Annotated in this window: 24 protein-coding genes; 8 read left to right on the top strand and 16 right to left on the bottom strand. The window is 63.0% G+C overall.

Features of this window, described 5'->3' with window-relative positions:
* Nucleotides 1-4 precede the first annotated feature (4 nt).
* Nucleotides 5-745 carry an alpha/beta fold hydrolase gene (locus tag M1D89_RS05040; RefSeq protein ID WP_498648593.1) on the bottom strand — a complete coding sequence of 247 codons (741 nt, stop codon included), beginning with the start codon at nucleotides 743-745 and terminating at the stop codon, nucleotides 5-7.
* A gap of 73 nt (nucleotides 746-818) precedes the next feature.
* Between M1D89_RS05040 and M1D89_RS05035 the strand changes: the two genes are divergently transcribed.
* Complete coding sequence (locus M1D89_RS05035; protein WP_498648592.1) at nucleotides 819-1,517, top strand: helix-turn-helix transcriptional regulator; 699 nt, start codon at nucleotides 819-821, stop codon at nucleotides 1,515-1,517.
* A gap of 25 nt (nucleotides 1,518-1,542) precedes the next feature.
* On the opposite strand, the gene M1D89_RS05030 is transcribed toward M1D89_RS05035, so the two are convergent.
* The 5 genes from M1D89_RS05030 to M1D89_RS05010 all read right to left on the bottom strand — a co-directional run bounded on the left by M1D89_RS05030 (nucleotide 1,543) and on the right by M1D89_RS05010 (nucleotide 6,896).
* Nucleotides 1,543-2,715, bottom strand: coding sequence for an MFS transporter (locus M1D89_RS05030; protein ID WP_498648590.1), 1,173 nt, complete (start codon nucleotides 2,713-2,715; stop codon nucleotides 1,543-1,545).
* Nucleotides 2,712-3,377 carry a GntR family transcriptional regulator gene (locus M1D89_RS05025; protein ID WP_498648589.1) on the bottom strand — a complete coding sequence of 222 codons (666 nt, stop codon included), beginning with the start codon at nucleotides 3,375-3,377 and terminating at the stop codon, nucleotides 2,712-2,714. The genes M1D89_RS05030 and M1D89_RS05025 overlap by 4 nt, the downstream gene beginning before the upstream one ends.
* 311 nt (nucleotides 3,378-3,688) lie before the next feature.
* Nucleotides 3,689-4,030 carry a hypothetical protein gene (locus M1D89_RS05020; RefSeq protein ID WP_014922851.1) on the bottom strand — a complete coding sequence of 114 codons (342 nt, stop codon included), beginning with the start codon at nucleotides 4,028-4,030 and terminating at the stop codon, nucleotides 3,689-3,691.
* Between the two features lie 89 nt (nucleotides 4,031-4,119).
* Complete coding sequence (locus M1D89_RS05015; protein WP_498648587.1) at nucleotides 4,120-5,838, bottom strand: amidase; 1,719 nt, start codon at nucleotides 5,836-5,838, stop codon at nucleotides 4,120-4,122.
* The gene (locus tag M1D89_RS05010; RefSeq protein WP_498648586.1) at nucleotides 5,838-6,896 is read right to left on the bottom strand and encodes an agmatine deiminase family protein; all 1,059 of its coding nucleotides are present in this window, start codon (nucleotides 6,894-6,896) and stop codon (nucleotides 5,838-5,840) included. The genes M1D89_RS05015 and M1D89_RS05010 overlap by 1 nt, the downstream gene beginning before the upstream one ends.
* 83 nt (nucleotides 6,897-6,979) lie before the next feature.
* On the opposite strand from M1D89_RS05010, the gene M1D89_RS05005 reads away from it, so the two are divergent.
* From M1D89_RS05005 to M1D89_RS04995, 3 genes are all read left to right on the top strand, one after another.
* Nucleotides 6,980-7,615, top strand: a complete 636-nt coding sequence (locus M1D89_RS05005) for a TetR/AcrR family transcriptional regulator (RefSeq protein WP_498648584.1) — start codon at nucleotides 6,980-6,982, stop codon at nucleotides 7,613-7,615.
* 71 nt (nucleotides 7,616-7,686) lie between these two features.
* Nucleotides 7,687-8,337 (top strand): CG0192-related protein, encoded by a 651-nt coding sequence (locus M1D89_RS05000; RefSeq protein ID WP_498648583.1) that lies wholly within the window; start codon nucleotides 7,687-7,689, stop codon nucleotides 8,335-8,337.
* An 83-nt stretch (nucleotides 8,338-8,420) separates the two neighbouring features.
* The gene (locus M1D89_RS04995) at nucleotides 8,421-8,843 is read left to right on the top strand and encodes a hypothetical protein (RefSeq protein ID WP_498648581.1); all 423 of its coding nucleotides are present in this window, start codon (nucleotides 8,421-8,423) and stop codon (nucleotides 8,841-8,843) included.
* 96 nt (nucleotides 8,844-8,939) lie between these two features.
* Here M1D89_RS04995 and M1D89_RS04990 read toward each other — a convergent pair whose 3' ends face one another.
* On the bottom strand, nucleotides 8,940-9,242 hold the full coding sequence (locus M1D89_RS04990) for a DUF3040 domain-containing protein (RefSeq protein WP_498648578.1): 303 nt from the start codon (nucleotides 9,240-9,242) through the stop codon (nucleotides 8,940-8,942).
* Nucleotides 9,243-9,509: 267 nt separating this feature from the next.
* Here M1D89_RS04990 and M1D89_RS04985 point away from each other — a divergent pair, with 267 nt between their 5' ends.
* Nucleotides 9,510-9,989 (top strand): hypothetical protein, encoded by a 480-nt coding sequence (locus M1D89_RS04985; protein ID WP_498648577.1) that lies wholly within the window; start codon nucleotides 9,510-9,512, stop codon nucleotides 9,987-9,989.
* 9 nt (nucleotides 9,990-9,998) lie between these two features.
* Here M1D89_RS04985 and M1D89_RS04980 read toward each other — a convergent pair whose 3' ends face one another.
* The 4 genes from M1D89_RS04980 to dnaK form a co-directional block, all read right to left on the bottom strand.
* Nucleotides 9,999-10,427 (bottom strand): heat shock protein transcriptional repressor HspR, encoded by a 429-nt coding sequence (locus tag M1D89_RS04980; RefSeq protein WP_498648574.1) that lies wholly within the window; start codon nucleotides 10,425-10,427, stop codon nucleotides 9,999-10,001.
* Nucleotides 10,428-10,437: 10 nt separating this feature from the next.
* Entirely contained in the window at nucleotides 10,438-11,418 is a 981-nt protein-coding gene (locus M1D89_RS04975; protein ID WP_498648572.1) for a DnaJ C-terminal domain-containing protein, read from the bottom strand.
* A gap of 90 nt (nucleotides 11,419-11,508) precedes the next feature.
* Nucleotides 11,509-12,168 carry a nucleotide exchange factor GrpE gene (locus M1D89_RS04970; protein WP_402935870.1) on the bottom strand — a complete coding sequence of 220 codons (660 nt, stop codon included), beginning with the start codon at nucleotides 12,166-12,168 and terminating at the stop codon, nucleotides 11,509-11,511.
* 2 nt (nucleotides 12,169-12,170) lie between these two features.
* On the bottom strand, nucleotides 12,171-14,036 hold the full coding sequence (gene dnaK, locus M1D89_RS04965) for a molecular chaperone DnaK (protein ID WP_498648570.1): 1,866 nt from the start codon (nucleotides 14,034-14,036) through the stop codon (nucleotides 12,171-12,173).
* Between the two features lie 252 nt (nucleotides 14,037-14,288).
* Between dnaK and M1D89_RS04960 the strand changes: the two genes are divergently transcribed.
* Nucleotides 14,289-14,846, top strand: coding sequence for a hypothetical protein (locus M1D89_RS04960; RefSeq protein WP_498648568.1), 558 nt, complete (start codon nucleotides 14,289-14,291; stop codon nucleotides 14,844-14,846).
* On the opposite strand, the gene M1D89_RS04955 is transcribed toward M1D89_RS04960, so the two are convergent.
* From M1D89_RS04955 to M1D89_RS04945, 3 genes are read right to left on the bottom strand one after another with little or no spacing between them, the layout of a single operon-like run.
* Nucleotides 14,821-15,714 (bottom strand): DUF817 domain-containing protein, encoded by an 894-nt coding sequence (locus tag M1D89_RS04955; RefSeq protein WP_498648566.1) that lies wholly within the window; start codon nucleotides 15,712-15,714, stop codon nucleotides 14,821-14,823. The genes M1D89_RS04960 and M1D89_RS04955 overlap by 26 nt on opposite strands.
* On the bottom strand, nucleotides 15,707-16,498 hold the full coding sequence (locus tag M1D89_RS04950) for an oxygenase MpaB family protein (RefSeq protein WP_498648563.1): 792 nt from the start codon (nucleotides 16,496-16,498) through the stop codon (nucleotides 15,707-15,709). Before M1D89_RS04950 ends, M1D89_RS04955 begins: the two co-directional genes overlap by 8 nt.
* A gap of 17 nt (nucleotides 16,499-16,515) precedes the next feature.
* Complete coding sequence (locus M1D89_RS04945) at nucleotides 16,516-17,259, bottom strand: TetR/AcrR family transcriptional regulator (RefSeq protein ID WP_498648560.1); 744 nt, start codon at nucleotides 17,257-17,259, stop codon at nucleotides 16,516-16,518.
* Nucleotides 17,260-17,412: 153 nt separating this feature from the next.
* Here M1D89_RS04945 and M1D89_RS04940 point away from each other — a divergent pair, with 153 nt between their 5' ends.
* Complete coding sequence (locus tag M1D89_RS04940) at nucleotides 17,413-18,345, top strand: NAD-dependent epimerase/dehydratase family protein (RefSeq protein ID WP_498648558.1); 933 nt, start codon at nucleotides 17,413-17,415, stop codon at nucleotides 18,343-18,345.
* A gap of 50 nt (nucleotides 18,346-18,395) precedes the next feature.
* Here M1D89_RS04940 and M1D89_RS04935 read toward each other — a convergent pair whose 3' ends face one another.
* Complete coding sequence (locus M1D89_RS04935) at nucleotides 18,396-19,175, bottom strand: alpha/beta fold hydrolase (RefSeq protein ID WP_498648557.1); 780 nt, start codon at nucleotides 19,173-19,175, stop codon at nucleotides 18,396-18,398.
* Between the two features lie 388 nt (nucleotides 19,176-19,563).
* On the opposite strand from M1D89_RS04935, the gene M1D89_RS04930 reads away from it, so the two are divergent.
* Nucleotides 19,564-21,993 (top strand): HAD-IC family P-type ATPase, encoded by a 2,430-nt coding sequence (locus M1D89_RS04930; RefSeq protein ID WP_498648555.1) that lies wholly within the window; start codon nucleotides 19,564-19,566, stop codon nucleotides 21,991-21,993.
* Here the strand turns inward: M1D89_RS04930 and M1D89_RS04925 are convergent.
* Nucleotides 21,975-22,385, bottom strand: coding sequence for a hypothetical protein (locus M1D89_RS04925; protein ID WP_498648554.1), 411 nt, complete (start codon nucleotides 22,383-22,385; stop codon nucleotides 21,975-21,977). The two genes, M1D89_RS04930 and M1D89_RS04925, sit on opposite strands and share 19 nt — an antisense overlap.
* Nucleotides 22,386-22,388: the final 3 nt, after the last annotated feature.

The raw sequence follows: 22,388 nt of genomic DNA, 5'->3' as shown, positions 1-22,388 counted from the left end.
TGGTTCAGTTGCCTCGTGAGGCAGCTACCTGGATCACCTTCGCGAGGTCGCGGGGGCGGCTCCACATGGGCCAATGCCCCGTCGGTAGGTCAATGACGTCGAGATGCTCGATGTTCGCGACTTCAGCAAACATGGCATGGCCTGTGTGGGCCAACTCCAGCACCTGCGCGCCAGGGATGGAGCAGCACACCAAGGTGGTCGGGACCTTGCGGCGGGCATCGTTCATGAGCTCGACGGGCTGACGGAGCACGGGACCGGGCTCAGGGACGGCCCGGGCACGAAACCGCTCAAGGACTTCTGCGCTCAAGCCTTCGAGGCTAGCTTGCTGTGCGAGGACTTCAAGGGACGGCAGCGGAAGCTCCTCCAACCCGTCCGGGAGATCCGGGGCGAAGATGCTTCCTGTCGCCAGAGGGCCGGAGTCGACCCACACCACCAGGCGAACAAGCTCAGGGTGTCGGTCAAGGACGAGGCTGACCGGGGCGTTGGCCCCACTGTGAGCGACGACAGTCGCGGGCTGATCTTCGGAAACGCCGAGTCGGGCAAAGATGTCCAGGACGGCGGCAGCTTGATCGTCGAGGGTCCTCGTCGCCCGTTCAGGATCGTCCCCATCGAGACCAGGGAGCGTCACTGCTATTGCACGGGAGTGGTCGGTTTCCAGATGTTCAAGGACTTCATCCCACGCCCAAGCCCCCAGCCAGTGGCCGGCGATGAGGATGATGGTTTCATTGCTCGTAGTAGTTTCCATATCAATACCTTCGTATGCCCTATGGGCAGGTGTATGTCACTATTTGTGTCATGAATTTTGTACGGGCTAAAAGGTGAAGCGAGCAGAGCGACTCTTCGCCCTGTCCGAGATGCTGCGCCGTAATGGATCACGGGGGTGCTCCGCCGATCGCTTGGCCAGGGAGTTCGAAGTGTCCGTGCGAACAGTCAAGAGGGACCTGGATGCGTTGGAGAGCAGCGGTGCCCCCGTATGGTCGCGCCCAGGGCCGGGCGGTGGCTACGGGTTGGCTGCTGGTGCTTCCCTGCCGCCCGTAAGCCTGTCCCCAACGCAGGCCGTAGCGCTCATGGCAGCCGTGTCTGCTTCACCCGACGCCCCCTATGCCGATCTGGCAGCAGCCGGGATCCGGAAGATCGTAGATGTCCTCGATCCCAAGACCCGAGCAAGAGCCGACGAGCTTGCTGGCCGTGTCTGGGTTAATGCGGGTCCCCCATCCTCGCGCACGATCAGGTCGGCTCTGGAGCAGGCGATGTCCGAGCAGCGGGTAATACGCATCCGCTACACATCGAAGGACGGGAGCACGACCATCCGCGACGTCGAACCCGTGCTGTTCGCCTCAACGAACGGCCAGTGGTACTTGGTTGGCTGGTGTCGACTCCGCGACGCCATGAGATGGTTCATCGTGTCGCGCATCGATCGGGCCAGCGTAACCAAAACGGCTTGCGGCGGCCATACCATCCACGAGGTCGGAGAACCCCCTGCGAACGCCAGACCCGTGCACGGTCGGGGCGTGTGAGCCGCGAGCTTCTCAGCTCAAACAGCTAGTCGTCCAGCCGGACACCACGCAGCAACAACATGGTTCCACCCACGGCAACCGCAGATGCCAGGAACACACCTGCGGCACCAAGGCCCACCGCCACGACACCGATGACGCTGGGCAGGACCACCTGACCCACCCTGTTACCCGCCAACCGCAAGGCGAGGGCACGTCCGCGTTGGCCTTCCGGTGCCTGGGCTGAGAGCCAGGACATGGTCAGTGGTTGGCCGATTCCGAGCCCCAAACCGAGGAAAGCCATGACGATGAACAGCAACCACACAGGCATGGGAATCGCAGCCACCCCCAGCGATACCGTGGAAATGGCCAAGCTGAGGACCAGCAGTTTCATCCTGCCAAGTTTGCGGGACATGCTGCCCAGCCCCAACCGGGAAACCATGGAAAACACGGCGCGAACCGTCAGCATCAGGCCCACGGTGGCCGCGGTCAGGCCCCGTTCGGCGCCCAGTGCCGGCAGGTAAACAACCGTCAGGTCCACTACGGCCAGGACAGTAGCGCTGGTGGCCAATGCCCGGACGACGCCGGGAGTCCTGAGGAGCGCAGCCGCGCTGCCCTTTGGTCCTCCCTTGGCGGTGCGCCTCCCTCGGCTGACCTTCGAGGAAATAACGAACGTGGTCAGGAAGAGCACCAGGCTCATCGCCGTCGCGAGCAGGAAGATCGCGTTGGTGTTCGGGCGCACAGAAGCACCGCCCACCACGGATATGGCCAACGGTCCAAGAGCCTGCCCTAGAGACGCGGCGAAGGTCAGATAACCAAAAGCGGAGTCCAGACGCGTTGACGCCGCATTGTTCGCAACCACGGCCTGCTGTCCCACCACGCAGGCCAACTGCCCGGCACCCAGGAGCGCGGTTCCCGCCACGAGTGCGGGGACTGACGTACCCCAGAACAACAGGAAAGCCGAACAACCCAGCACGACGGCGGCCCCGATCGCCATGAGCCGACGCTCGCCCAGGCGGTCCACCAGTCCGCCGATGGGCAGGGCGAGCAGGAGGGGAAACACGGCGTAGCTGGCGGCAAGAAGGCCCAGGGCGAACCCCGGAACATCCAGCTCAAGGGCGCGGTACGTGGTGGCCGGCCGGACCAGGAAGGTGACGGCCTGGATAAGGGCCGAGTGGACCAGCAGTGCGGTGGACGAACGCCGTCCAAGTTCGCCGATCATTCGACCACGAGGCCGGTACTTGAGATGACGCGCAAGGTCTCATCACGTGCGCCAAGGACATGATCGAAAGCGACTTTGGCTGCCATCTCGGCGTCCTTGGAAGCGATGGCCTCGACTAAGAGCCGGTGATTGGCGAGTGCTTCATCACGACGTTCGGGGGCATTGTTGGTGAAGTATCGATAGCGCTCAACCTGGCTGGCGATCTGCTCATGAAAGCGCTGAGCCCAGGAGTTTCCGGCGATCCTGGCGATCGCGGCGTGGAGGGCAACCCCGTACTTCATGGCTTCGTCGGCGAATTCCACCATTGCAGCGTTACGGGCCACGATTCCCCGTAGTTCGTCAAGGTCTGCCGGGCTCGCCTTGGCGCACGCTTCCCGTGCCATCAGGGACTCCAAGGCTGCGCGGACATCGTACAACTCTGAAATCACCTTCTCGTCCAACGCCGGGACCATCACTCCGCCGGTGGGTTGCTGCTCGAGCAGGCTCTCGGAAATCAGGCGGCGGATAGCTTCCCTCAGCGGCGTACGACTAACCTGCAGGGCTTCGGCCATGGCCGGCTCGTAGATGCGTTCACCCGGCTTGAGTTCAAGGTTGAGGATCTGGCGCTTGAGCACGCTATAGACAACGTGCGCTCCTGTATTGCGTGGTTGTGGATCTGCCATGACGTTCCGCCTACCGCGTGAAATGTACTTGTATACATCTATACACCTCTCTGAAAGGTGAGGGCAAAAGCAACCCTCTCTCACATCCCGAGCCCTTCCCGGCGGCCCTCTCTCACTTTCCTCAGAGGAGTGATAGAGGGTTCCGCTTTAAGCGCCGGGAAGTGATAGACGGTTGGCACCAAAGGGACGGGAGGTGAGAGAGGGGTGCGCTTTAAGGGCCGGGAAGTGATAGAGCGTTGAGGACGCAAAAGGGACCGGCTCAATGAACCGGTCCCTTTGGTGTTGCGAATGCGGCTAGGCCACGGGCGTCATTAGCCGCGGCAGAGCTCGCCGAACTTGGCGCCAGCTTCCTGGAAGGCCGACGTGAGCTCGCCCATCTTTGCTTCGTTCGGCTCTTCCTTTGCCTGCTCATCCAGATACTCAAGGATGGCTGTGACTACAGGCTTCATCTCGGTCGACGCCACCGGCTCGATGGGCCTGATGGCGTTGGCTGCGCGGTTCGAAGCCGTCTGGCTCGGGTTCTGCGGAATACTGGCTGCGGCGACGCCAACGCGGTCACAGGTTTCCGCGGTGGTCAGCTGTTGCTGAGCGGAACAGGCGGATGCCGAGGCAATAAGCCCGGCAGCGATCAGGACAGTGGTGAGTTTCTTCATGGTTCCCTCAGTGGTCGACGTCCCTTTGATTGTAATCAGAGCCGACGCCCCATCACGCATTGGGTCCCGTAGGGGCGCCGTCGAATCCGTTACAGCGCGGGCGTGCGGGGCGGCTCTGTACGCCGTGAACCGGTGGCTTCGAAGGCTGCGGCCAGCGTTAGAAGTGCCGTGTCATCGTACGCACGGCCAGCGAAAGTGAGGCCCACGGGCATTCCGATATCCGCCATGGTTCCCATCGGTACAGTAACCGTCGGGATGCCCAGGTGCCTCGGAACGAGGTTACCGTTGGCCACCCACACGCCGTTGCGCCAGCCGAGGTCTGCTGACGCAGGGTTGACGTCCATGTCGGCAGGACCCACATCCGCGGCTGCCGGGAACAGGACAGCGTCCAATTCGAGCCCGTCCATCCAGTCCTCAAGGTCAATGCGTCGCGTCTCTTCGAGCCCGCGCACACCGCTCTCCAATTCGGGGATCTCGGTGAATCGGGACACTCCATGCTCACGGACATGTCCGGGGTACTCGGCAATGTCGTCGTCGAACCCGGCGTACCGGTCCGGCAGAGCGCCTTCGGGATGCGGGAAGATCGTTGCACCGTCCACATCGGCAAGGCTGCTGAGCGCGGGATCGCCGTTGGCACGCAGGAAGTCGTCCCAAGCCCAAGAGGAAAGGTCCACGATTTCGCGCTTCAGATATTCAGGGCTGACAAGGCCGCGGGTGGCGATGGTGGGTGCGCCCGGGCGGTCGCCTTCGTAATTTGAGATCACAGGGAAATCCACCAAAACAACCTCGGCCCCGGCAGCTTCGAGGTCGCGCTTCGCGGCTTCCCACAGTTCCATCACGGAAGCGCGGGTCTCGATCCGTTGCCCGGTCGGCCCGCCGATCCCCGGCTTGGGGCTTGTCCCGGCGTCTGGATCTGCGTTGATGTACATGCGCGGCACTCCGAAGCGCTTCCCGCGCAACGCCAACCGTCCGCCGTCGGCACCTTTCACGGCGAGTGCCACATAAGACTCCGGGCGAACCTCGGACGACTTGGGAATCTGAACCCAGGGCTGCGCGCGCCAGAAGTCGCCGCGGGTTTCTGCGTCGTCGGCCACGATCGCGTCGAGCAGTTCCAACATGTCAGCCATGGTGCGCGTATGCGGGACCACCACGTCCATGGTGGGGACCAACGGCCAGTTGCCGCGCACCGAGATGACGCCGCGGGACGGCGTGTACGCGCACAGAGCATTGTTCGACGCCGGTGCGCGACCACTCGACCAGGTCTCCTCGCCCAAGCCGAAAGCGGCGAAGCTGGCCGCCGTCGCGGTGCCTGAACCGTTCGAGGAACCGGAACCAAAGGCGGCTGTCAGGAAGTCTGCGTTGTAGGGGCTTTCAGCCCGGCCGTAGACGCCGCGCTGCATGCCTCCGTTCGCCATGGGCGGCATGTTGGTCAGGCCGATCAGCACCGCGCCGGCATCCCGGAGGCGCTCGATGGTGAAGGCATCACGCTGCGCCACCAAGTGCTCAAAGGCGGGTGACCCGGCCGCGGCAGTGAGCCCTTTGGCCAAGTAGCTGTCCTTGGCCGTGTACGGGATGCCGTCCAGCGGTCCGAGTAGCGCGCCCTGTGCCCGCCGGGCGTCAGATGCCCGGGCGTCCGCCAAAGCATCGGGATTCATGACCACCAGTGCGTTGAGCTTGATGCCGTTGCGGTCATAAGCCTCGATGCGGTCAAGGTACGCCTGGGTGAGCTGTTCGCTGGTCACCTCCCCTGCTTCCAGTGCCTGGCGCAGCTGCGCGATGGAGGCCTCAACAACGTCGAAGGGAGTCATTACGCGGCACCTCCCGCGAACTGTGCGCCGCTCAGACGCGGCTGCTGCTGGGTGATGCAGTGGATACCGCCACCGCGGGCAAGGATGGGGCGTGCGTCGATGGTGACAACGCGCCGGCCAGGGTATGCCTCAGCCAGGATTTCTGCCGCGAGCGAGTCCGCACGTTCTTCTCCGTAACCGCAGGCGATGACGCCGCCGTTGACCACGAGGTGATTGACGTAGCTCCAGTCCACAAAGCCATCTTCATCGCGCAGCGTTTGCGGGGCAGGCAGCGGCACAATCTCGAACGGTTTGCCGGCCGCGTCGGTCTGGGTTTCCAGGAAGGAGTGCAAGGTCCGGCTGACCTCGTAGTCCGGGTGCTCCGGATTGGCCTGGGAGTGCAGCAGGATACGGCCCGGAGCGGGGAGGGTGGCCACCATGTCGATGTGGCCGCGAGTGCCCAGGTCCTCATAATCGCGGGTGAGTCCGCGCGGAACCCAAATCACCTTGGTGACACCAATGGTGCGGGCCAGTTCGGCTTCAACTGCTGCCTTGTCCGCATAGGGATTCCTGCCCGGATCCAGCTGCACGGTTTCTGTTACCAGCACGGTTCCTTCGCCGTCCACATGGATGGCACCGCCTTCGTTGACCAGCAGCGAGCTGACCAGTTCGGCTCCGGACTTCTCCGCGACGACACGGGCCATCCCGGCACTCTTCTGCCACTCGGACCACGCCGGCGCGCCCCAGCCGTTGAAGATCCAGTCCACTGCCCCAAGCACGCCGGGACGTTCGTCATCCAGCACAAAGGTAGGTCCGACGTCGCGCATCCAGAACTCGTCCAGAGGTGCCTCGAGCTGCTCGATCCCGCTACCCAACATGCGGGCGGCGCGATCGCGCTCGCTGGGGTCCACCACCATGGTGACCGGCTCGAACTCGGCAACCGCGTGGGCGACGGCGGCCCAGGCCGCGTAGGACTCTTCGGCCGAAGCGGCGTCGTCCCCAAGCGTCAGGCCCGTGCGGGGAAACGCCATCCAGGTGCGCTCATGCGGTGCGGTTTCGGCTGGCATTCTCCAAGCCATGGGTGACTCCTTCGTCTTCAGTGCAATTCTCTTGTTGATCATACGATCAACAATGGTGAAAAGGTAATCTAGACTGGTCCTTGATGTCAAGCACTCCACAGAAGCGCGCAGTCCGGAAGTCACCGGCGGAACGCGCCGCAGAAATCACCGAGACCGCCCGCGAGATCGCACTCGAAGCAGGCCTCACGGCACTTACCTTGCGCAATGTTGCCGCCCGTGTGGGTGTGGCTTCGGGCCTGGTGGCGCATTACCAGCCCAATATGGACGCGTTGGTTTCAAACACTTTTGCCACCATCGTGGCGGCGGAAACGCAAGAAATCGCGGGCTTGCTGAGCCAGCGCCCCAACCCATCCGAACGCCTGGGCCTGCTGGTTGAAACGCTCCTGGACAACAGCAGGCTCGACGTCACCGCAATCTGGGTTGAAGCTTGGACACTGGGACGCCGCAACGAAACCTTAGCCGCATCCGTACGCGAGCAAATGGACGCCTGGCAGAAGGTCTTCCAGGGAGTCGTGGAGGACGGAAACGCGACGGGAGCATTCAACGTTTCCGATGCCGCCGCCGTCGCGTGGCAGATTTTGGGCATGGTTGACGGCCTGAACGCCCAAGCCCTGGTCCGCTGGGATGGGGTCAACGATCGCGGCACCCATCTGGCCCACGCCGTCGAGGGAATGGTCGGCGCTGCGCGAGGTTCCCTGGTAACCCAGCCGAGCGCCTAGGAAAGCCGGACAACCCGTCGGGCTTCGGTCTTCTTCGGGAGCCTCACCCTCCCTGCCCTAGGCTGGGGATCATGGCGATCATTCACAAGGCAACCCTGTCCCCGTCCAAGCTCGAACTCATCGCTGACTACCTCCCGAAGCAGCCCTGGTTCATCCAGGACGGTTCCCCGGAACTCATCGGCGCCTACCGCTTTGACGATCCCGCGGGCGAGGTGGGCCTGGAGACCCACGTTGTCGCTGCCGGCGAACGCGTTTACCAAGTTCCCCTCAGCTACCGCGGCTACGAACTGGCCGGTGCTGAGGAGTGGCTCGTGGGAACCATGGACCACTCAGTCCTCGGCAAACGCTGGGTGTACGACGCGTGCGCCGATCCCGTCTACGTCAAGGCACTGGCCACCGCTATATTGACCGGCCAGAAAGAGGCAGAACTGATCGTCGACGGCGAGCCCGTGCCCCGTCCGAGCACCGTCACGGTGAAAGGCAGCGGAAAGCTCGACGGCGGCGTCCCCGCCTTGAGTGCCTCCGCGCCGGTATCGGGCAGCGGCGTGACGATCATTGATGCGGGCGAGCTGCGGTTGAAAATCACCCGGGTCCTGGATGTAGCAGCAGACGTGTCCGCCAATACGGCAGCAGCACAGGAGCTTCACGGCGAGCTCACTCTCAACGGCCAATGGTCCGGGCTGGAGGAATCGGTGGAGCTGGCATCGGTGGTTCGGAACTAACGGCAAGCAATGGCATCTGTTGGTCACCGCAGCTCCGGCGTAGGCTGACAACGACGCCGTCTAACTACGTGAGGGGTTTCATCATGTATAAAGCGCAAACCATCATTCCCGCAGCCCAGGACCTTGCCCGTGAGTGGGTAACTCATGCAACAGAGGGCACTTCCGCGCAGACGGATGCAGTGGTGAGGTGGGCTCTGACCCGGATCAACCACGCAGACGTCCCGTCCGTGGTACATGGAGTCATGCTCACGCTGACCGGGAACAAGAAGGCAGCCAAGGAAGCCCGTCGCACTGCGGCCAGGGCGGTGAAGAGGACCACCCAGGCTCTCAGCCGCAAGACCACGCAGCGCAGCTCCCGCCGAGCCGTATGGTTTACCACGTTGGCTGCCGCTGTTATGGGTGCGGGTGCAGTGTTTGCCTGGCGCATGATGGTGCCACCGGGCGAACCGGAGCCGGTCAAACAGCCGGAGGCACCGCTTCAGCAGCCCGTCCCTCCGGTGCCTTAACGTCTCGACGCGACGCCGGCCCCGTTAAGGGGCCGGGTCGTCGTCGCGCACAAGGGGCCGGGTCGTCGTCGCGCACAAGGGGCCGGGTCGTCGTCGTCAAGGGGTCGCGTCGTCGTCGCGCCGTTCAATCCGTCTCCGCAGCGAGGTTCCGGCCAGGAGCCAATACGCTCCGGCGCTGGCTAGCAGGAAGCCCACAACGCCCAGGATCACCAGCTGGGTGACGATCCCAGCAATGACCAGGACAAAACCGATCAGAACTGCCAGGGCGCCGGAAATCGTACGGGCTATCGCCCCACGAGGGCGGCCCGACTTCAACTCAAACGCGAGGTCGGGATCCGTTGCAGCGAGATCCCGCTCCAGCTCTTCCAAGCTCCTGCGTTCTTCATCCGACAACGACATCGGAATTCCTCACTACACGAGCAGGGCCGCAACCTGCGGCGATGCTCAGAACATCTGCACGAGCGCTGCTTGCCGTGCCATGCCTTCATTATCTGCCCGTTCACGGCTTCTAGCCACAGGCAAAGTGGGCTGCAATCGGGAGCAATTCCCGTCAGGTGCGACTTCACAACTTACCAACGGTCCTAAGCATGCTTACGATGGAAGGGCGGGTTCCTGACGCACCACGAGTACGGAAATCCAACCGCCGACTGGAAAGTTGAAATCCCCATGGCACGACGAAGCGCTAAGAAGGCATCACAGCCTAGTCCCCTGCCCGCTCCCGGCTCACAGCCCAAGCGACGGCGATCTGGACGGGCCATCTGGCTCATTGCCATGGGTCTCGTAGCGGGGGTGGCAGGCGGGGCTTTTGCTTTCCGCATGCTCGTGCCTCCAGGAGAGCCCGAGCCGGTCCGGAACCGTGGGCACGAGCCAAAGGGAGCCTCACGTCTGGAAACGTCTCCCACTGACGCTTCCCAACCCCACGTGGCGCAGCCGGCGGAAATCCTGGTCCCTGAAGAGCCCGTCGAGATCTCAACAAGGATGCGGCCGGGCGAGTGGACTGAAGAGTCGCTCTTGGAGCACATCGAGGATTACAAGCAGCAGATCCGTGACATGGGAGCGAGAGAAACGCAGATCGTCACCAACGTGGAACGAACCGAAGAAGGTGCTGCCCGCGTCGTGGTGAGCTGGGACCGGACCCTGCCGTAGGACCTGGAGTTACAGGTTCTCCCCTGGCCGCGGCCGCCACACCACAACTGCCTGGGACCTTGCCCTGGGCCGCTGACCACGGGCCAGGCTGACCACGTCGCCCGCGGCTCCCGCAGCGAAAATCCGGGCGTCCAGTGGTGAGCGGCGGCGGGACAGTTCTTCCTGAAGTTCCGTTACCCTGTATTGCAGCGCTGCCACCTGGTTCTCGAGGTCGAGGATGCGCTTGATGCCCTCAAGAGAGACGCCGGACTGCGAGAGGCGCTGGACCTCCCGCAGTTTGTTGACGTCGTTCTGCGAATAACGACGGGACTTACCGGGCGCGCGACTGGGCGAGACGATGCCCAGGCGGTCGTACTGGCGCAACGTCTGCGGATGCATGTCGGCAAGCTCCGCAGCGACGGAGATGACAAAGATCGGCTGGTTGACGTCGATGGCCATGACCGCCTCCTTACAACCGGGCCTTTGCGGCCAGGTCGTGACGTGGGTTGGCGTCGGTAGTTGCGGCAGCGAACGCCTTCACAGCTTCTTCCGCTTCCTTGTTCAGGTTTTGGGGAACCGCGACGTCGATGGTCACCAGCAGGTCGCCAGTCGCCTTGGACGTTTTCACACCCCGGCCTTTGACCCTAAGTGTCCGGCCCGATGGTGTGCCTGCCGGGACGCGAACCTTGACGGTGTCGCCGTCGAGCGTTGGCACTTCAATGGTGGCGCCCAGCGCCGCTTCCGCAAACGTGACGGGCACGTGGATGCGGATGTTGTCGCCGTCTCGCTGGAAAAAGTCGTGGGGCTTCACGCTTACCGTGATGATGAGGTCGCCATTGCCGGCCGGGCCAACGTTGCCCTTACCGCGCTGACGGACCTTCTGCCCGTCCTTGATGCCGGCGGGAATCTTGACGTCGATCACGTTGCCGTTGCTCTCACGCAAGCTGACCGTAGTCCCCTTGATGGAGCCGGCAAACGAAATGGACGTGGTGGCCGTCCGGTCCGCGCCCTTTTGCGGTGCACGCTGGAACCCGGTCTGGCCGGCTCCGCCGAAGCCACCACCGAACAGGTCAGCGAACTCCGGAGGTATTCCACCGCCAGCAGGCTGACGAGCGCCGGGCCCGCCGCCGAACAAGCCTCCGAACAGGTCCTCGAACCCACCGTTAGCCCCGGCACCACCTCGTCCAGCTCCGGCACCCGGAGCAAAGCGGGCACCACCCATGGCGCGGATGGCATCGTACTGCTGCCGGTCCTCAGGATTGGACAGCACCGAGTAAGCCTCGGAAATGTCCTTAAACTTCTTCTCCGCAGCAGCATTCCCTGAGTTCGTATCAGGGTGATGCTCGCGGGCTAGCTTGCGATAAGCCTTCTTGATATCCGCGTCGGACGCGTCCTTGGCAATACCAAGGATCGCGTAAAAATCCTTTTCAACCCAGTCCTGGCTGGCCAAGAGCGTTTCCTTTCGTTTGGGGAACGAGATGGCAGTTCGCGCCAATGTTCTACTCAAACACTGTCACGAACTGCCATCTCGAGAGGGGTACTAAGCCGGAACAGCCACGATGACCTGGGCTGCACGCAGGACACGCTCACCTGAGCGGTATCCGGAGCGCAGCACCTGGCTGACCGTGTCAACCTCGATGTCTTCGCCGGGCTGCTGGATGAGTGCCTCGTGGATGGTGGGGTCGAATTCGACTCCGGTATCCGCGATGCGTTCCAGTCCGTACGTCTTCAGCGCGTTCTCCAGCTTGGTGGCGATGGCGGCGAAAGGGCCGTCTTCGAGGTCACCGTGCTGGCGGGCAGCATCGACGTCGTCCAGCACCGGGAGCAGGGAGTTCAGGACGCCGATGACGGCCATCTCTCCTGCTACGGCGCGGTCGCGTTCGACGCGCTTGCGGTAGTTGACGTACTCAGCCTGAAGGCGGAGGAGGTCGTTGCGGAGCTCCGCTGCCTGGGCTTCGGCCGCGGCACCGGAGGCTACCGATTCCTCGGCCGGCACCTCTACCCCGTTGAGGATTTCCTCAGCCTGGGAGAGGGCGTCGCCGTCCGTGGGAGCGGCGTTGCCTTCGGTGGGAGCCGCAGCTTCGCTTTCAGGCTGACGTGCTTCGCCGGTCTCCGGGTCAACCTTGCGGTTGTCCCGAATAACTGGCTTGCGCGGCTCGTTGCCTTCTGAGTGCTCTGCTTCGTTGCCGTGGTGAGGCATGGCTACTTCTTCGCTTCGTCTTCGTCGATGATTTCGGCGTCGACGATGTCCTCGTCAGCAGCAGCCTTGTCGCCGGCAGGAGCACCTTCTGCACCGGCACTCGGAGCGTCAGATGCGGCAGCCTGCGAGTAGATGGCTTCGCCCAACTTGGTCTGCGATGCCTGAAGCTTCTCGAACGCAGTCTTCACGGCGGCGTCGTCGGTGCCTTCCAGCGCGGACTTGAGGGCGTCGACGTCGGCCTTGACCTCGGTCTTGACCTCTTCGGGCAGCTTGTCGTCGTTGTCGGCGATCAGCTTGTCCACCGAGTAGGCGAGCTGCTCTGCGGAGTTACGGGTGTCCGTAGCCTCGCGGCGGGCCTTGTCCTCTGCAGCGTGCTCTTCGGCTTCACGGACCATGCGGTCAATGTCGTCCTTGGACAGTGCCGTGCCACCGGTGATGGTCATGGACTGTTCCTTGCCGGTGCCCTTGTCCTTGGCGGACACGTGGACGATGCCGTTGGCGTCAATGTCGAAGGTGACCTCGACCTGCGGAACGCCACGCGGTGCCGGTGCGATACCGGTCAGTTCGAACGTGCCCAGCGGCTTGTTGTCGCGGGTGAATTCACGCTCGCCCTGGAAGACCTGGATGGCCACGGACGGCTGGTTGTCGTCAGCGGTGGTGAAGGTCTCGGAACGCTTGGTGGGGATAGCAGTGTTGCGCTCGATGAGGTGCGTCATGACGCCACCCTTGGTTTCGATGCCGAGGGACAGCGGGGTGACGTCGATGAGGAGGACGTCCTTGCGCTCGCCCTTCAGCACGCCGGCCTGGAGTGCGGCACCCACGGCCACAACTTCGTCCGGGTTGACACCCTTGTTGGGCTCCTTGCCGCCGGCGAGTTCCTTGACGAGCTCGGAGACGGCAGGCATACGGGTGGAGCCACCGACGAGGACGATGTGGTCGATGTCGGAAACCTTGATGCCGGCTTCAGCGATGACGTCCTGGAACGGCTTCTTGGTGCGGTCCAGCAGGTCCTTGGTGAGGTCCTGGAACTTGGCACGGGTCAGCTGCTCGTCCAGGTGAACCGGGCCGTCGGGGGTGACGGACAGGTACTGGAGGGAGATGTTGGTGCTGGTGGAGGAGGACAGTTCCTTCTTGGCCTGCTCTGCAGCTTCACGGAGACGCTGGAGGGCGATCTTGTCCTTGGAGAGGTCGATGCCCTTGACCTTGAGCTGGCTCAGGAGCCACTCGACGACACGGTTGTCCCAGTCGTCGCCACCGAGACGGTTGTCACCGGCGGTTGCGCGGACCTGGATGGTGGAGAAGTTGTCTTCGTCCTTGCCAACCTCGAGGAGGGAGACGTCGAAGGTACCGCCACCGAGGTCGAAGACCAGGATGAGTTCGTCTTCCTTGCCCTTGTCCAGGCCGTATGCCAGTGCAGCCGCGGTGGGCTCGTTGACAATGCGGAGGACGTTGAGGCCTGCGATTTCGCCGGCTTCCTTGGTGGACTGGCGCTCGGCGTCGTTGAAGTAAGCCGGAACGGTGATCACGGCGTCGGTGACCTTCTCACCCAGGTAGCTCTCGGCGTCGTTCTTGAGCTTCATGAGGATACGCGCGGAGATTTCCTGCGGCGTGTACTTCTTGTCATCGACGGCGACGTTCCAGTCAGTGCCCATGTGGCGCTTGACGGACGCGATGGTGCGGTCGATGTTGTTGACGGCCTGGCGCTTGGCGATTTCGCCGACCAGGACTTCGCCGGACTTGGAGAATGCAACGACGGACGGCGTGGTGCGGCCGCCTTCTGCGTTGGCGATGACGGTGGGCTCGCCACCTTCGAGAACAGAGACCACGGAGTTGGTGGTTCCGAGGTCGATACCTACTGCACGTGACATATCTTGTTTCCTTTCAATGGCCGATGTTGGAGATTGCACCTGACAGCGCTCCGCTGGGCGGTTTCACTGCCGGGAGCCCACTCAACAATCGGCTAGTTGAGCGTTCTGCACTCAACTGTACTCAGCCTCAGATTTAAGTCAATCCAAAGTTGAGTGAAGTGCGCTCAAGTTTGCCTTTTACCCCTGAAAAGATGGCGGAATCACGCGGGTCAGGGGCTGGTTTCGCCTACGGTGAACTGGCAGACTGACGCGATGGAGATCTCGGGATACCTTCCGCCGGACGAGTTCTGGGCGACGAGCGACCGGATGGAACAGGAGATCCGGGACGGTGCACACCTGCTCCCGCTGTTCACGCTTAAAGACTGGGACGGGACCTCGATGCTGGGATCCTGGCAACTGGACGGAAGTGAGGGCAGCGTGGTCCACGGCGATGCCTTCTCGCCAACAGGCCCTCTGGTTGACGTGATCACAACAAACCAGGATCCTTGCGAGACTGCCAGGAACCGATGGCGGGCTACCGCCGGAATACCGCACAACCTGGAGGAGCTTCAACGGCAGGATGCGGCCTTCAACGCCCTCCACAGCGAGCAAATAGCCATCACAGTTGAGGGCACCCCCGAACATTTCACCCTCTGGCGCGGAGCGAATTCATGGCTCGCAGCGGGTACCTTCGACGGCTTCGGGATCGTGATGGATGCGCAACGCAAGCCAACCGCGCCTGAAAATATGAGCCTCAGGCGAGTCCCCGACGTCGAGCCCTTGCTTGAGGCGCGGCGTGCGGCGCTCAAGGCGATACGCGGCGAAGCCTAGGAGTCTCCGCGACACCAGGAGCGTCAAGCGGCTCCGGCTTGTACACCCAGGCCACCAGTACCACCGAGATAATCATCAGCAGGAACCACGCCAGGAGCTTGTCGATGGAGACGGCCTGCCACCCATCCAGCTGGTTCGGGTACAGCCACGCACGTGACCACGTGCCGATGTTCTCGGCGAACCAAATGAACAGGGCCACCAGAAGGAACGACACCAGGATCGGCATACGGAAGCGACGCCGGAACACCCTGAAGTGCATGAGGCACCGCCCGTAGACAAGCACGACGGCGGCCAGCAGCACCCAGCGCGCGTCGAAGAAGTAGTGGTGCGAGAAGAAGTTCACGTAGATCGCGCCAGCCACAAGGGCGGTGATCCACCGGCGCGGGTATCGATCAAAGCGGAGATCGAACAGCCGGAAGACACGCACCATATAGGAACCAACGGCGGCGTACATGAACCCACTGAACAAGGGCACCGCCCCGATCCGCAGGACGCCCTCCGCCTCATAGGCCCACGACCCGACGTCGGTCTTAAACAACTCCATCACCGTCCCCACCACGTGGAACAGCAGGATCACCCGCAGCTCCCGCAATGTCTCGAGTTTGAAGCTGATCATCAATACTTGAATAACGACGGCGGCGATGGTGAGGAAGTCGTTACGGGCGAGGCCCGCGTTGTCCGGGTACCAAAGGCGGGCCGCGATGATCACCGCGAGCAAGGCCGCTCCGAACACGCAAGCCCACGCTTGCTTCAGCCCAAAAACCACGAACTCCGTGAGTCGTCCGCGCATACGGCCGGCTCGGGGCCGGTCCAAATATCGGTGGGCGGCGTCATCAATGGACTGCTCAACGGAGGTGAAATTACGCATGGTCGGGCATTCTGCCGGACTTGAGTTGGCTCAAGTAGTAATCCCTTGGCCAGTGACGGATACGCTGCGGCAGCCGCGGGTAAACGCGTCCCAGTATGCGCATGGTCCGCTCGAAGCGCCGTGCATGACCGGGACCCCACTCGAAGCCGAAACCTTCACGAACGTGCTCAGGCAACAAACCCGCAGTGAGGAAGCGAGCCAGTGGCATGGCCAAGCGCATTATGGCTGGCCCCGCGGCCGGGTAGAGCAGGTCCTGGGCGATTTTGCGGGCCTTCTCGTCAGGCTGCAACGTTGCCACGTGCTCGTTCCAATACGCGGCAAAGGCGGCACGATCAGCGGGCCACTTGTTCGGCGGAAGCTGCAGGGCCGTGCCGATCCGCGCATAGTCGGCGTACATGCGGTCGGCGGTTTCGTCGTCGAGCGGTCCATGAACCTGCTGGTAGACGGTGACTGCCGTGTCATAAAGGGTGGCGACAACCCACAGTTGGGAATCGGCGTCGAAGGCGTTGTAACCAGCTGAAGCCTCGTCGGCGTTCCGGCGAACCGGCGCGTGGGCACGATTGACGGCGCGGCGCACCGCAGCGACCTGTTCTTCGGTACCGTAAACCACGGCGTAAACATAGGTCAGCGTGGCCCGGAGCCTGTCCTGCGGCCGGTGGGCAAAGTCGCTGTGGTCCGCGACTCCGTGGCCAACCCGGGGGTCGGCAATCTGAAGGAGGATCGCGCGGCCCGCACCGGCGAGAAGGACACCTTCCGCGCCAATGTCTGCAAGTCCTCGAGCCATCTGAATACTGTAGCGCCCTAGCCTTGGAGCCCCACGACGCCCTGCAGCACACCCAACTGATGCTCGAACAGCTCATCCCGGGCTTTGAAAGTCTCTGGGCCATACTGCCCAAACACCTCGAAACTGACCGCGCCGAACAGGGAAGTCCACACCAAGACTCCCCGCGCCAGTGACGCTTCGGGCACAGCGAGATTCAGTTCCGTCCGGATGCTCACCAGGTCTTTTGCCAGGGCCGGTGGAATCACGACGCCGGGGGTCGCCTCGGCGTCCAGGACACCTGCCCGGTGGGCGGCGTCGAAGATGCTCACCAGGCGGTAGATGACCCGCGTTCCAGGGATGGTTGTGCGCTCACCGGGAGCTTGGTAGCCGGGAACGGGGCTGCCGAAAAGCAAGGCATAGCTTGCCGGCTCACGGATGGCCCACACCCGGACAGCCTTTGCAAGCGCTATGAACCGCCCAGCGAAGTCATTCTCCGGCAGCGCTTCCACAGCTGCGTCCACTTCGTCGCCCAACTCGTTGTAGCCGTCAATCAGCAGGAGCGTGAGGAGTTCATCGCGGTTCTCGACATAGCGATATACCGCTGAGGAAACGACGCCGAGATCCCTTGCGACTGCACGCAGGGACAGGGCGGCGGCCCCGTGGAGAGCCAAGTGTTCCCGGCCGATCCGAACGATGTCGGCGATGGTCCGAGTGCGGGCACGTTCGCGGGGAGTAGGTGGCTTCTCCCTGGGCTTGGCCGCGGCGGCTTGGGCTGAGGTCATGACTACAGCTTGCCACAGCGAGAGCGGTAGCAGCATATGAGAGCAGTGCTCTTGACTTTGGGAGTGTGATAGCTCAAGCTGACTTAGAGAGCAGTGCTCTCGATTCAGATTTCGCGGATAACAGACCGCAATGAACCCGAAAGAAGGATCACCATGTACGTCGTCACCGGAGCAGGACCTGTCGGTTACACCGTCGCCGAACAACTCGCGGAGCAAGGTCACCACGTGCGCGTCCTGACTCGTTCCGGGAGCGGCCCGGAGCACCCGTTGGTGGAGCGAATGCGGGTGGATGCATCGGATCGAGGCCAGCTCACCCAAGCCATCACCGGAGCAACGGCAGTTTTTCATTGCATCCACGGCTCCGCGTATCGGGCAGCAGTGTGGGCGGCCGAACTCCCCCAAGCCGAGCAAGTGGTGATGGAAGCAGCGGGAGCCGCGGGCGCCGTCGTCGTCTTCCCCGAAAGCCATTACCCGTACAGTGAACCGGACCGGATCATGTCGGAAGTGAGCCCGCGGGAAGCTACCAGTGGCAAGCGCGGCATCCGAGCCCAACTGCTTAAAGCACGCGAAGCACACACTGCCAACACCGTCAGCGTGGTGGCAGGAGACTTTTTTGGGCCTCGTGTGAAAATGGCCCATGCCGGCGAACGGATGGTTCCACTGGTCCTGTCAGGCAAACCCATCCAGGTAATCGGCAGTGCAGATCAGCCGCATTCCTTTACTTACGTTCCCGACCTGGCCGCAGCCATGATCGTCGCAGCGCAGAAGCCCGAGCTTTGGAATAGCGTGCTGCACGCGCCCACCGGCTCCCCAATGACTCAGCGCGAAGTTGCGGCGGCCTACGCAGGCGCTGCTGGGGTGGTCACCCCGAAAGTGAGCGCAGTGCCCGGCTGGATTTTGCGGGTAGCGGGTGTCTTCTCAACCGACATGCGTGAACTGGCTGAGATGCTGTACCAGTTCGAGCGTCCCTTCGTAATGGACTCATCTGAAAGCCAGAGGTTGCTCGGGCTTGAACCCACTCCCCTGCCTGAAGCTGCCGTGGCCACCGTGGCGTGGTGGCGCGGCGCTGCACGGCAGGCCACGTGAAGACGGCGGACGGCGGCGATTCCGGGGACTGGGCCAGGGAGCTTGAGAGGCTACTGGTCCTGCCACCCCGATGGCGGTGGCGCATCAAGGAATGTCGTCACCACATCCAAGACGAGGCTGGTCCGGGCCAAACCGAAGAAGTGTGTGGGTCCGGGGAACACTGCCAGCTGCGATGCCGGAACGCCCTCAAAATCACCGTTCACGTCCCCTCCTCGCAACTGCAGGAACCGAACTGCGTGCTCAAGCTTGACCATGTCGCAGTCCCCTACGGTGATCAAGGTGGGGGCCTGAATGCCGCGGATCTCGTCGTCCGTCCATCCCTTTGAACCGGCATCGTAACCGCCGAGCTTGGTCAAGAGTCCCTGGAGATGCTCGTGGTCAGGGTGCGGAGAGACCTCCATATACCGCTGCTCCATGGGAGTGCCGACGATCATGTCCACGGTCATTTCCGAGACAGTCTCAGCGTTTCCACCGCGATCGCCGTCGGGGTTGAATGACACAGACGAAACGATGAGCTTCCGGATGAGCTCGGGGTGTTTGATCGCGAGATGCAGTGCAACGGCCCCGCCAACGCTGAAGCCCAAGACGTCAACCTCGCCGACGTCCAGGTGCTCCAGAAGACCAACGACGTCCGAGGCCAGGTCCGTCGTGGCGATTACCCGGCGCTCCGCTGACAGCGCCGGGATGAGTGCGCCGAACTGCTGGTCGATGTCGAACAGTCCGCCGTGCAGGAGCAGCAAGGGTGTGCCACCGGAACCGTACAGTTCGTAGTACATCTGAAGTCCGCTGACTGGCGCATACCCGGAGTCAGGTGCTGCCGACTGGTCCATCGCTTGCCCTCCGCGCCGTATGAAATCTCTACGTTTGCGCGTCATCCTAGCCCGGCGGCGGAGCTGGCGGGCTAGGATGACGACGTGGATGCGGACCGGCCGGGTCGTGAAGGCAATAAACGGTACAAAGCCATTGTGCAACGGCTTGCTGCACAATTGTGTCCGGCCATGCCACTCACTTGTCCAACAGCTTGTTGGACAAGTGGATTCGGCCAAGCGGTTGCGAATCCCCGGAAGCACACCGCCTGTCCCGCGGCGAACCACTCCTCCACAGGCTCCACGCGAAGGACCTCGCCTTTACGGCCAAACATCCACGACGGCGACATAAAGCCCCGCGGCTGGCATACTCAGTCCCATCGCTCCACCGACTCAGCAAACGGGGGCATGAGTGCCAAACGAGAAGGATCTTTCAGGGGCTGCCGTCCGGCTCGTAGGGTCATCGGTGCAGGGATTGAGCACTGCCGAGGTGGCGGAGAGAGTGGCCGCGGGGCAAAGCAACGCCTTTGTTCAGGACACCAGCCGCAGTGTGTGGAGCATCGTCCGAGCCAACGTGCTGACCCTGTTCAACGGCATCATCCTGGCCTGCTTCATTGTCCTGTTCGCGATTGGCCGCTGGCAGGACGCGCTCTTCGGCTTCAGTGCCGTCGCTAACGCGGTAATCGGCAGCGTCCAGGAGTACCGGGCAAAGCGGGCATTGGACCGTTTAGCGCTCCTGAACGCGCCGCACGCCCGGGTGAGGCGCGAAGGCTCAGAGGCAGAGATCGCCCTGGATGACGTGGTCCTGGACGACACCCTTGTCCTGAGGGCCGGCGATCAGGTGCCCGCCGACGGAGTGGTGACCGGCTCACGTGGACTCCAAGTGGATGAATCCATGTTGACGGGCGAATCCGACGCCGTTGAAAAGGAAGACGGTGACCGCGTGTTGTCCGGCTCCGTTGTGGTGGCCGGTGAAGGCTCGGCGGTGGTGGATCGGGTAGGTGCCGATTCCTTTGCCAACTCACTCGCTGCCGAAGCCAAACGATTCTCGCTCGTGGCCTCTGAGCTCCGTTCCTCTATTGACCGCGTCCTCAAATGGGTGACTTGGTTCGTGGGTCCCGTGGCGTTGCTGGTTTTAAACGCACAGATGATTGCCCAGGGCGGTTGGGCCGAAGCCTCGGCGAGTGGAGCGTGGCGGGACGCGGCTACGGCGACTATTGCCGCCGTCGTCGCCATGGTCCCCTTGGGGCTGGTGCTGATGACCAGCATTACCTTCGCCGTGGGGGCGGTAAAGCTGGCCCGTCAACAGGTCCTGGTGCAGGAGCTGCCGGCCGTCGAAGGGCTGGCTCGCGTGGACATCATCTGCCTCGACAAGACCGGCACCCTCACCCAAGGTGACATCGTTTTCGACGCCGCTCACCCACTGGCTACCCGTCCCGGTTGGGAGTCCGTGCTCTCCTGGTACGGCGTGCAGAAGGATGCCAACGCAACAGCCCGCAGCCTCGCCGGGCACTTCAATGAGACACCCGGCATTCCACTTGACCGGGTGCCCTTCTCGTCCGCCCGCAAGTGGAGCGCAGTGATTTTCGACGACGGGATGTGGATCCTGGGCGGCCCCGAAATGGTGTTCCCGGGCCGCGACTCAAGCGATCCGCTGCTCCGACAACTTGCCACCCAAGCCGTTGAGCTGGCAGCCACCGGCCGGCGCACGCTGGTCCTTGCCCACGGCACACCTACCGAAGACGAGACTGTTCCCGCGGACGCTGTCCCCGTGGTCCTCCTGACTTTCAAGGAGAACATCCGCCCGGATGCCGCAGAGACCCTCACCTACTTCGCAGCACAGGATGTAGATGTCCGGATTATTTCCGGTGACAACCCACAAACGGTCGCCGCAATTGCCCGGGAAGTTGGCCTGGATGCACCCCACGGCTTCGATGCCCGTGAGTTGCCGGTTGATGACCAAGAGCTCCTGGAAGTCATCAACAACAACCTGGTCTTCGGCCGCGTGACACCTGACCAGAAGAAGCGGATTGTCGTGACGCTGAAGGCTGCCGGCCGCACAGTGGCCATGACTGGCGACGGCGTGAACGATGCCCTGGCCATCAAGGAAGCTGACATCGGCGTGGCCATGAATTCGGGGGCCGCGGCCACGAAGGCGGTGGCGCGTTTGGTGCTGTTGGACGGCAAGTTCTCCCACCTGCCGAGCGTGGTTGCTGAGGGCCGGCAGGTGATCGCCAACATCGAGCGGGTCTCCATGCTGTTCCTGACAAAGACCGCCTACGCCACCTTCCTTGCCATCGCGTTCGGCATCCTCCTGCTGCCTTTCCCGTTCCTTCCCAGGCAGCTCTCCGTGACTGATGGCCTGACCATCGGCATTCCCGCGTTTTTCCTGGCATTGCTACCCAACGCCCAGCGCTATGTACCGGGTTTCCTACGGCGGTCACTCACGTTTGCCGTACCAGCGGGCGTATCCGTGACCTTGGGGCTCGCCTCCTACGCCCGTCTCGCGGCGAACCTGCAAATTCCGGAAGCCGAGATCAGGACGGGGTCCACCCTCATTCTGACGATTATCGGCATCTGGATCCTGGTGGTGCTCTCACGTCCGGTCACCCGCTTCAAGGGCCTGGTCATCGGGGCGATGATGATCGGGCTCGTCCTGGTCTACTCGGTGCCCATAGCCCGCGACTTCCTACAGTTCACCGATCCCTCGTTTCCTACAGCACTACTCGTCCTCGGAACGTCCGTGGCTTGCATCGCACTGATCGAGGTCGTCCGCTTTGTCCACCGACGGGTGGCGTACCGGGATGCCCAGGAAGCGCTGCGTCACCGCGTCTCGAAATAGCGGCGTCCGCGCCCGACCCACAGCGGCACCACTACGGCTACCGTGGCGATGGACTGGGAAATAACAGCCGACCAATCATTGTCTGCGGCAAGGATGAGATCCAGCACCGCAAAGGCCAAGCCAAGCAGCATGACCGCTGTTGCGCCACGGCGGGCAGCCTCACTCCCCCGCGCTACTCCGGAGGCCAGCCCGATCACCAACAGACCGAACAGGATCATGCCTGCACCGAGCAAGGTGATGGGCAGGGCAATGCCGCCGGACTGGGCTTCCGGTGTGTAGCGAAGGAAGATGGTCAGGATTCCCAGAAGGATCTGCGCGATGCCACCGATGTACATCAGCACCACAGAGAACGTCACCGCACCGGGCCGCTTAGGGCTCTCCCCCTTAGTCATGAA

The organism is Arthrobacter sp. D3-18 (assembly GCF_054408525.1).
Note: the sequence above shows the minus strand (reverse complement) of the source record. Positions and strands in the feature narration are given on the sequence as shown.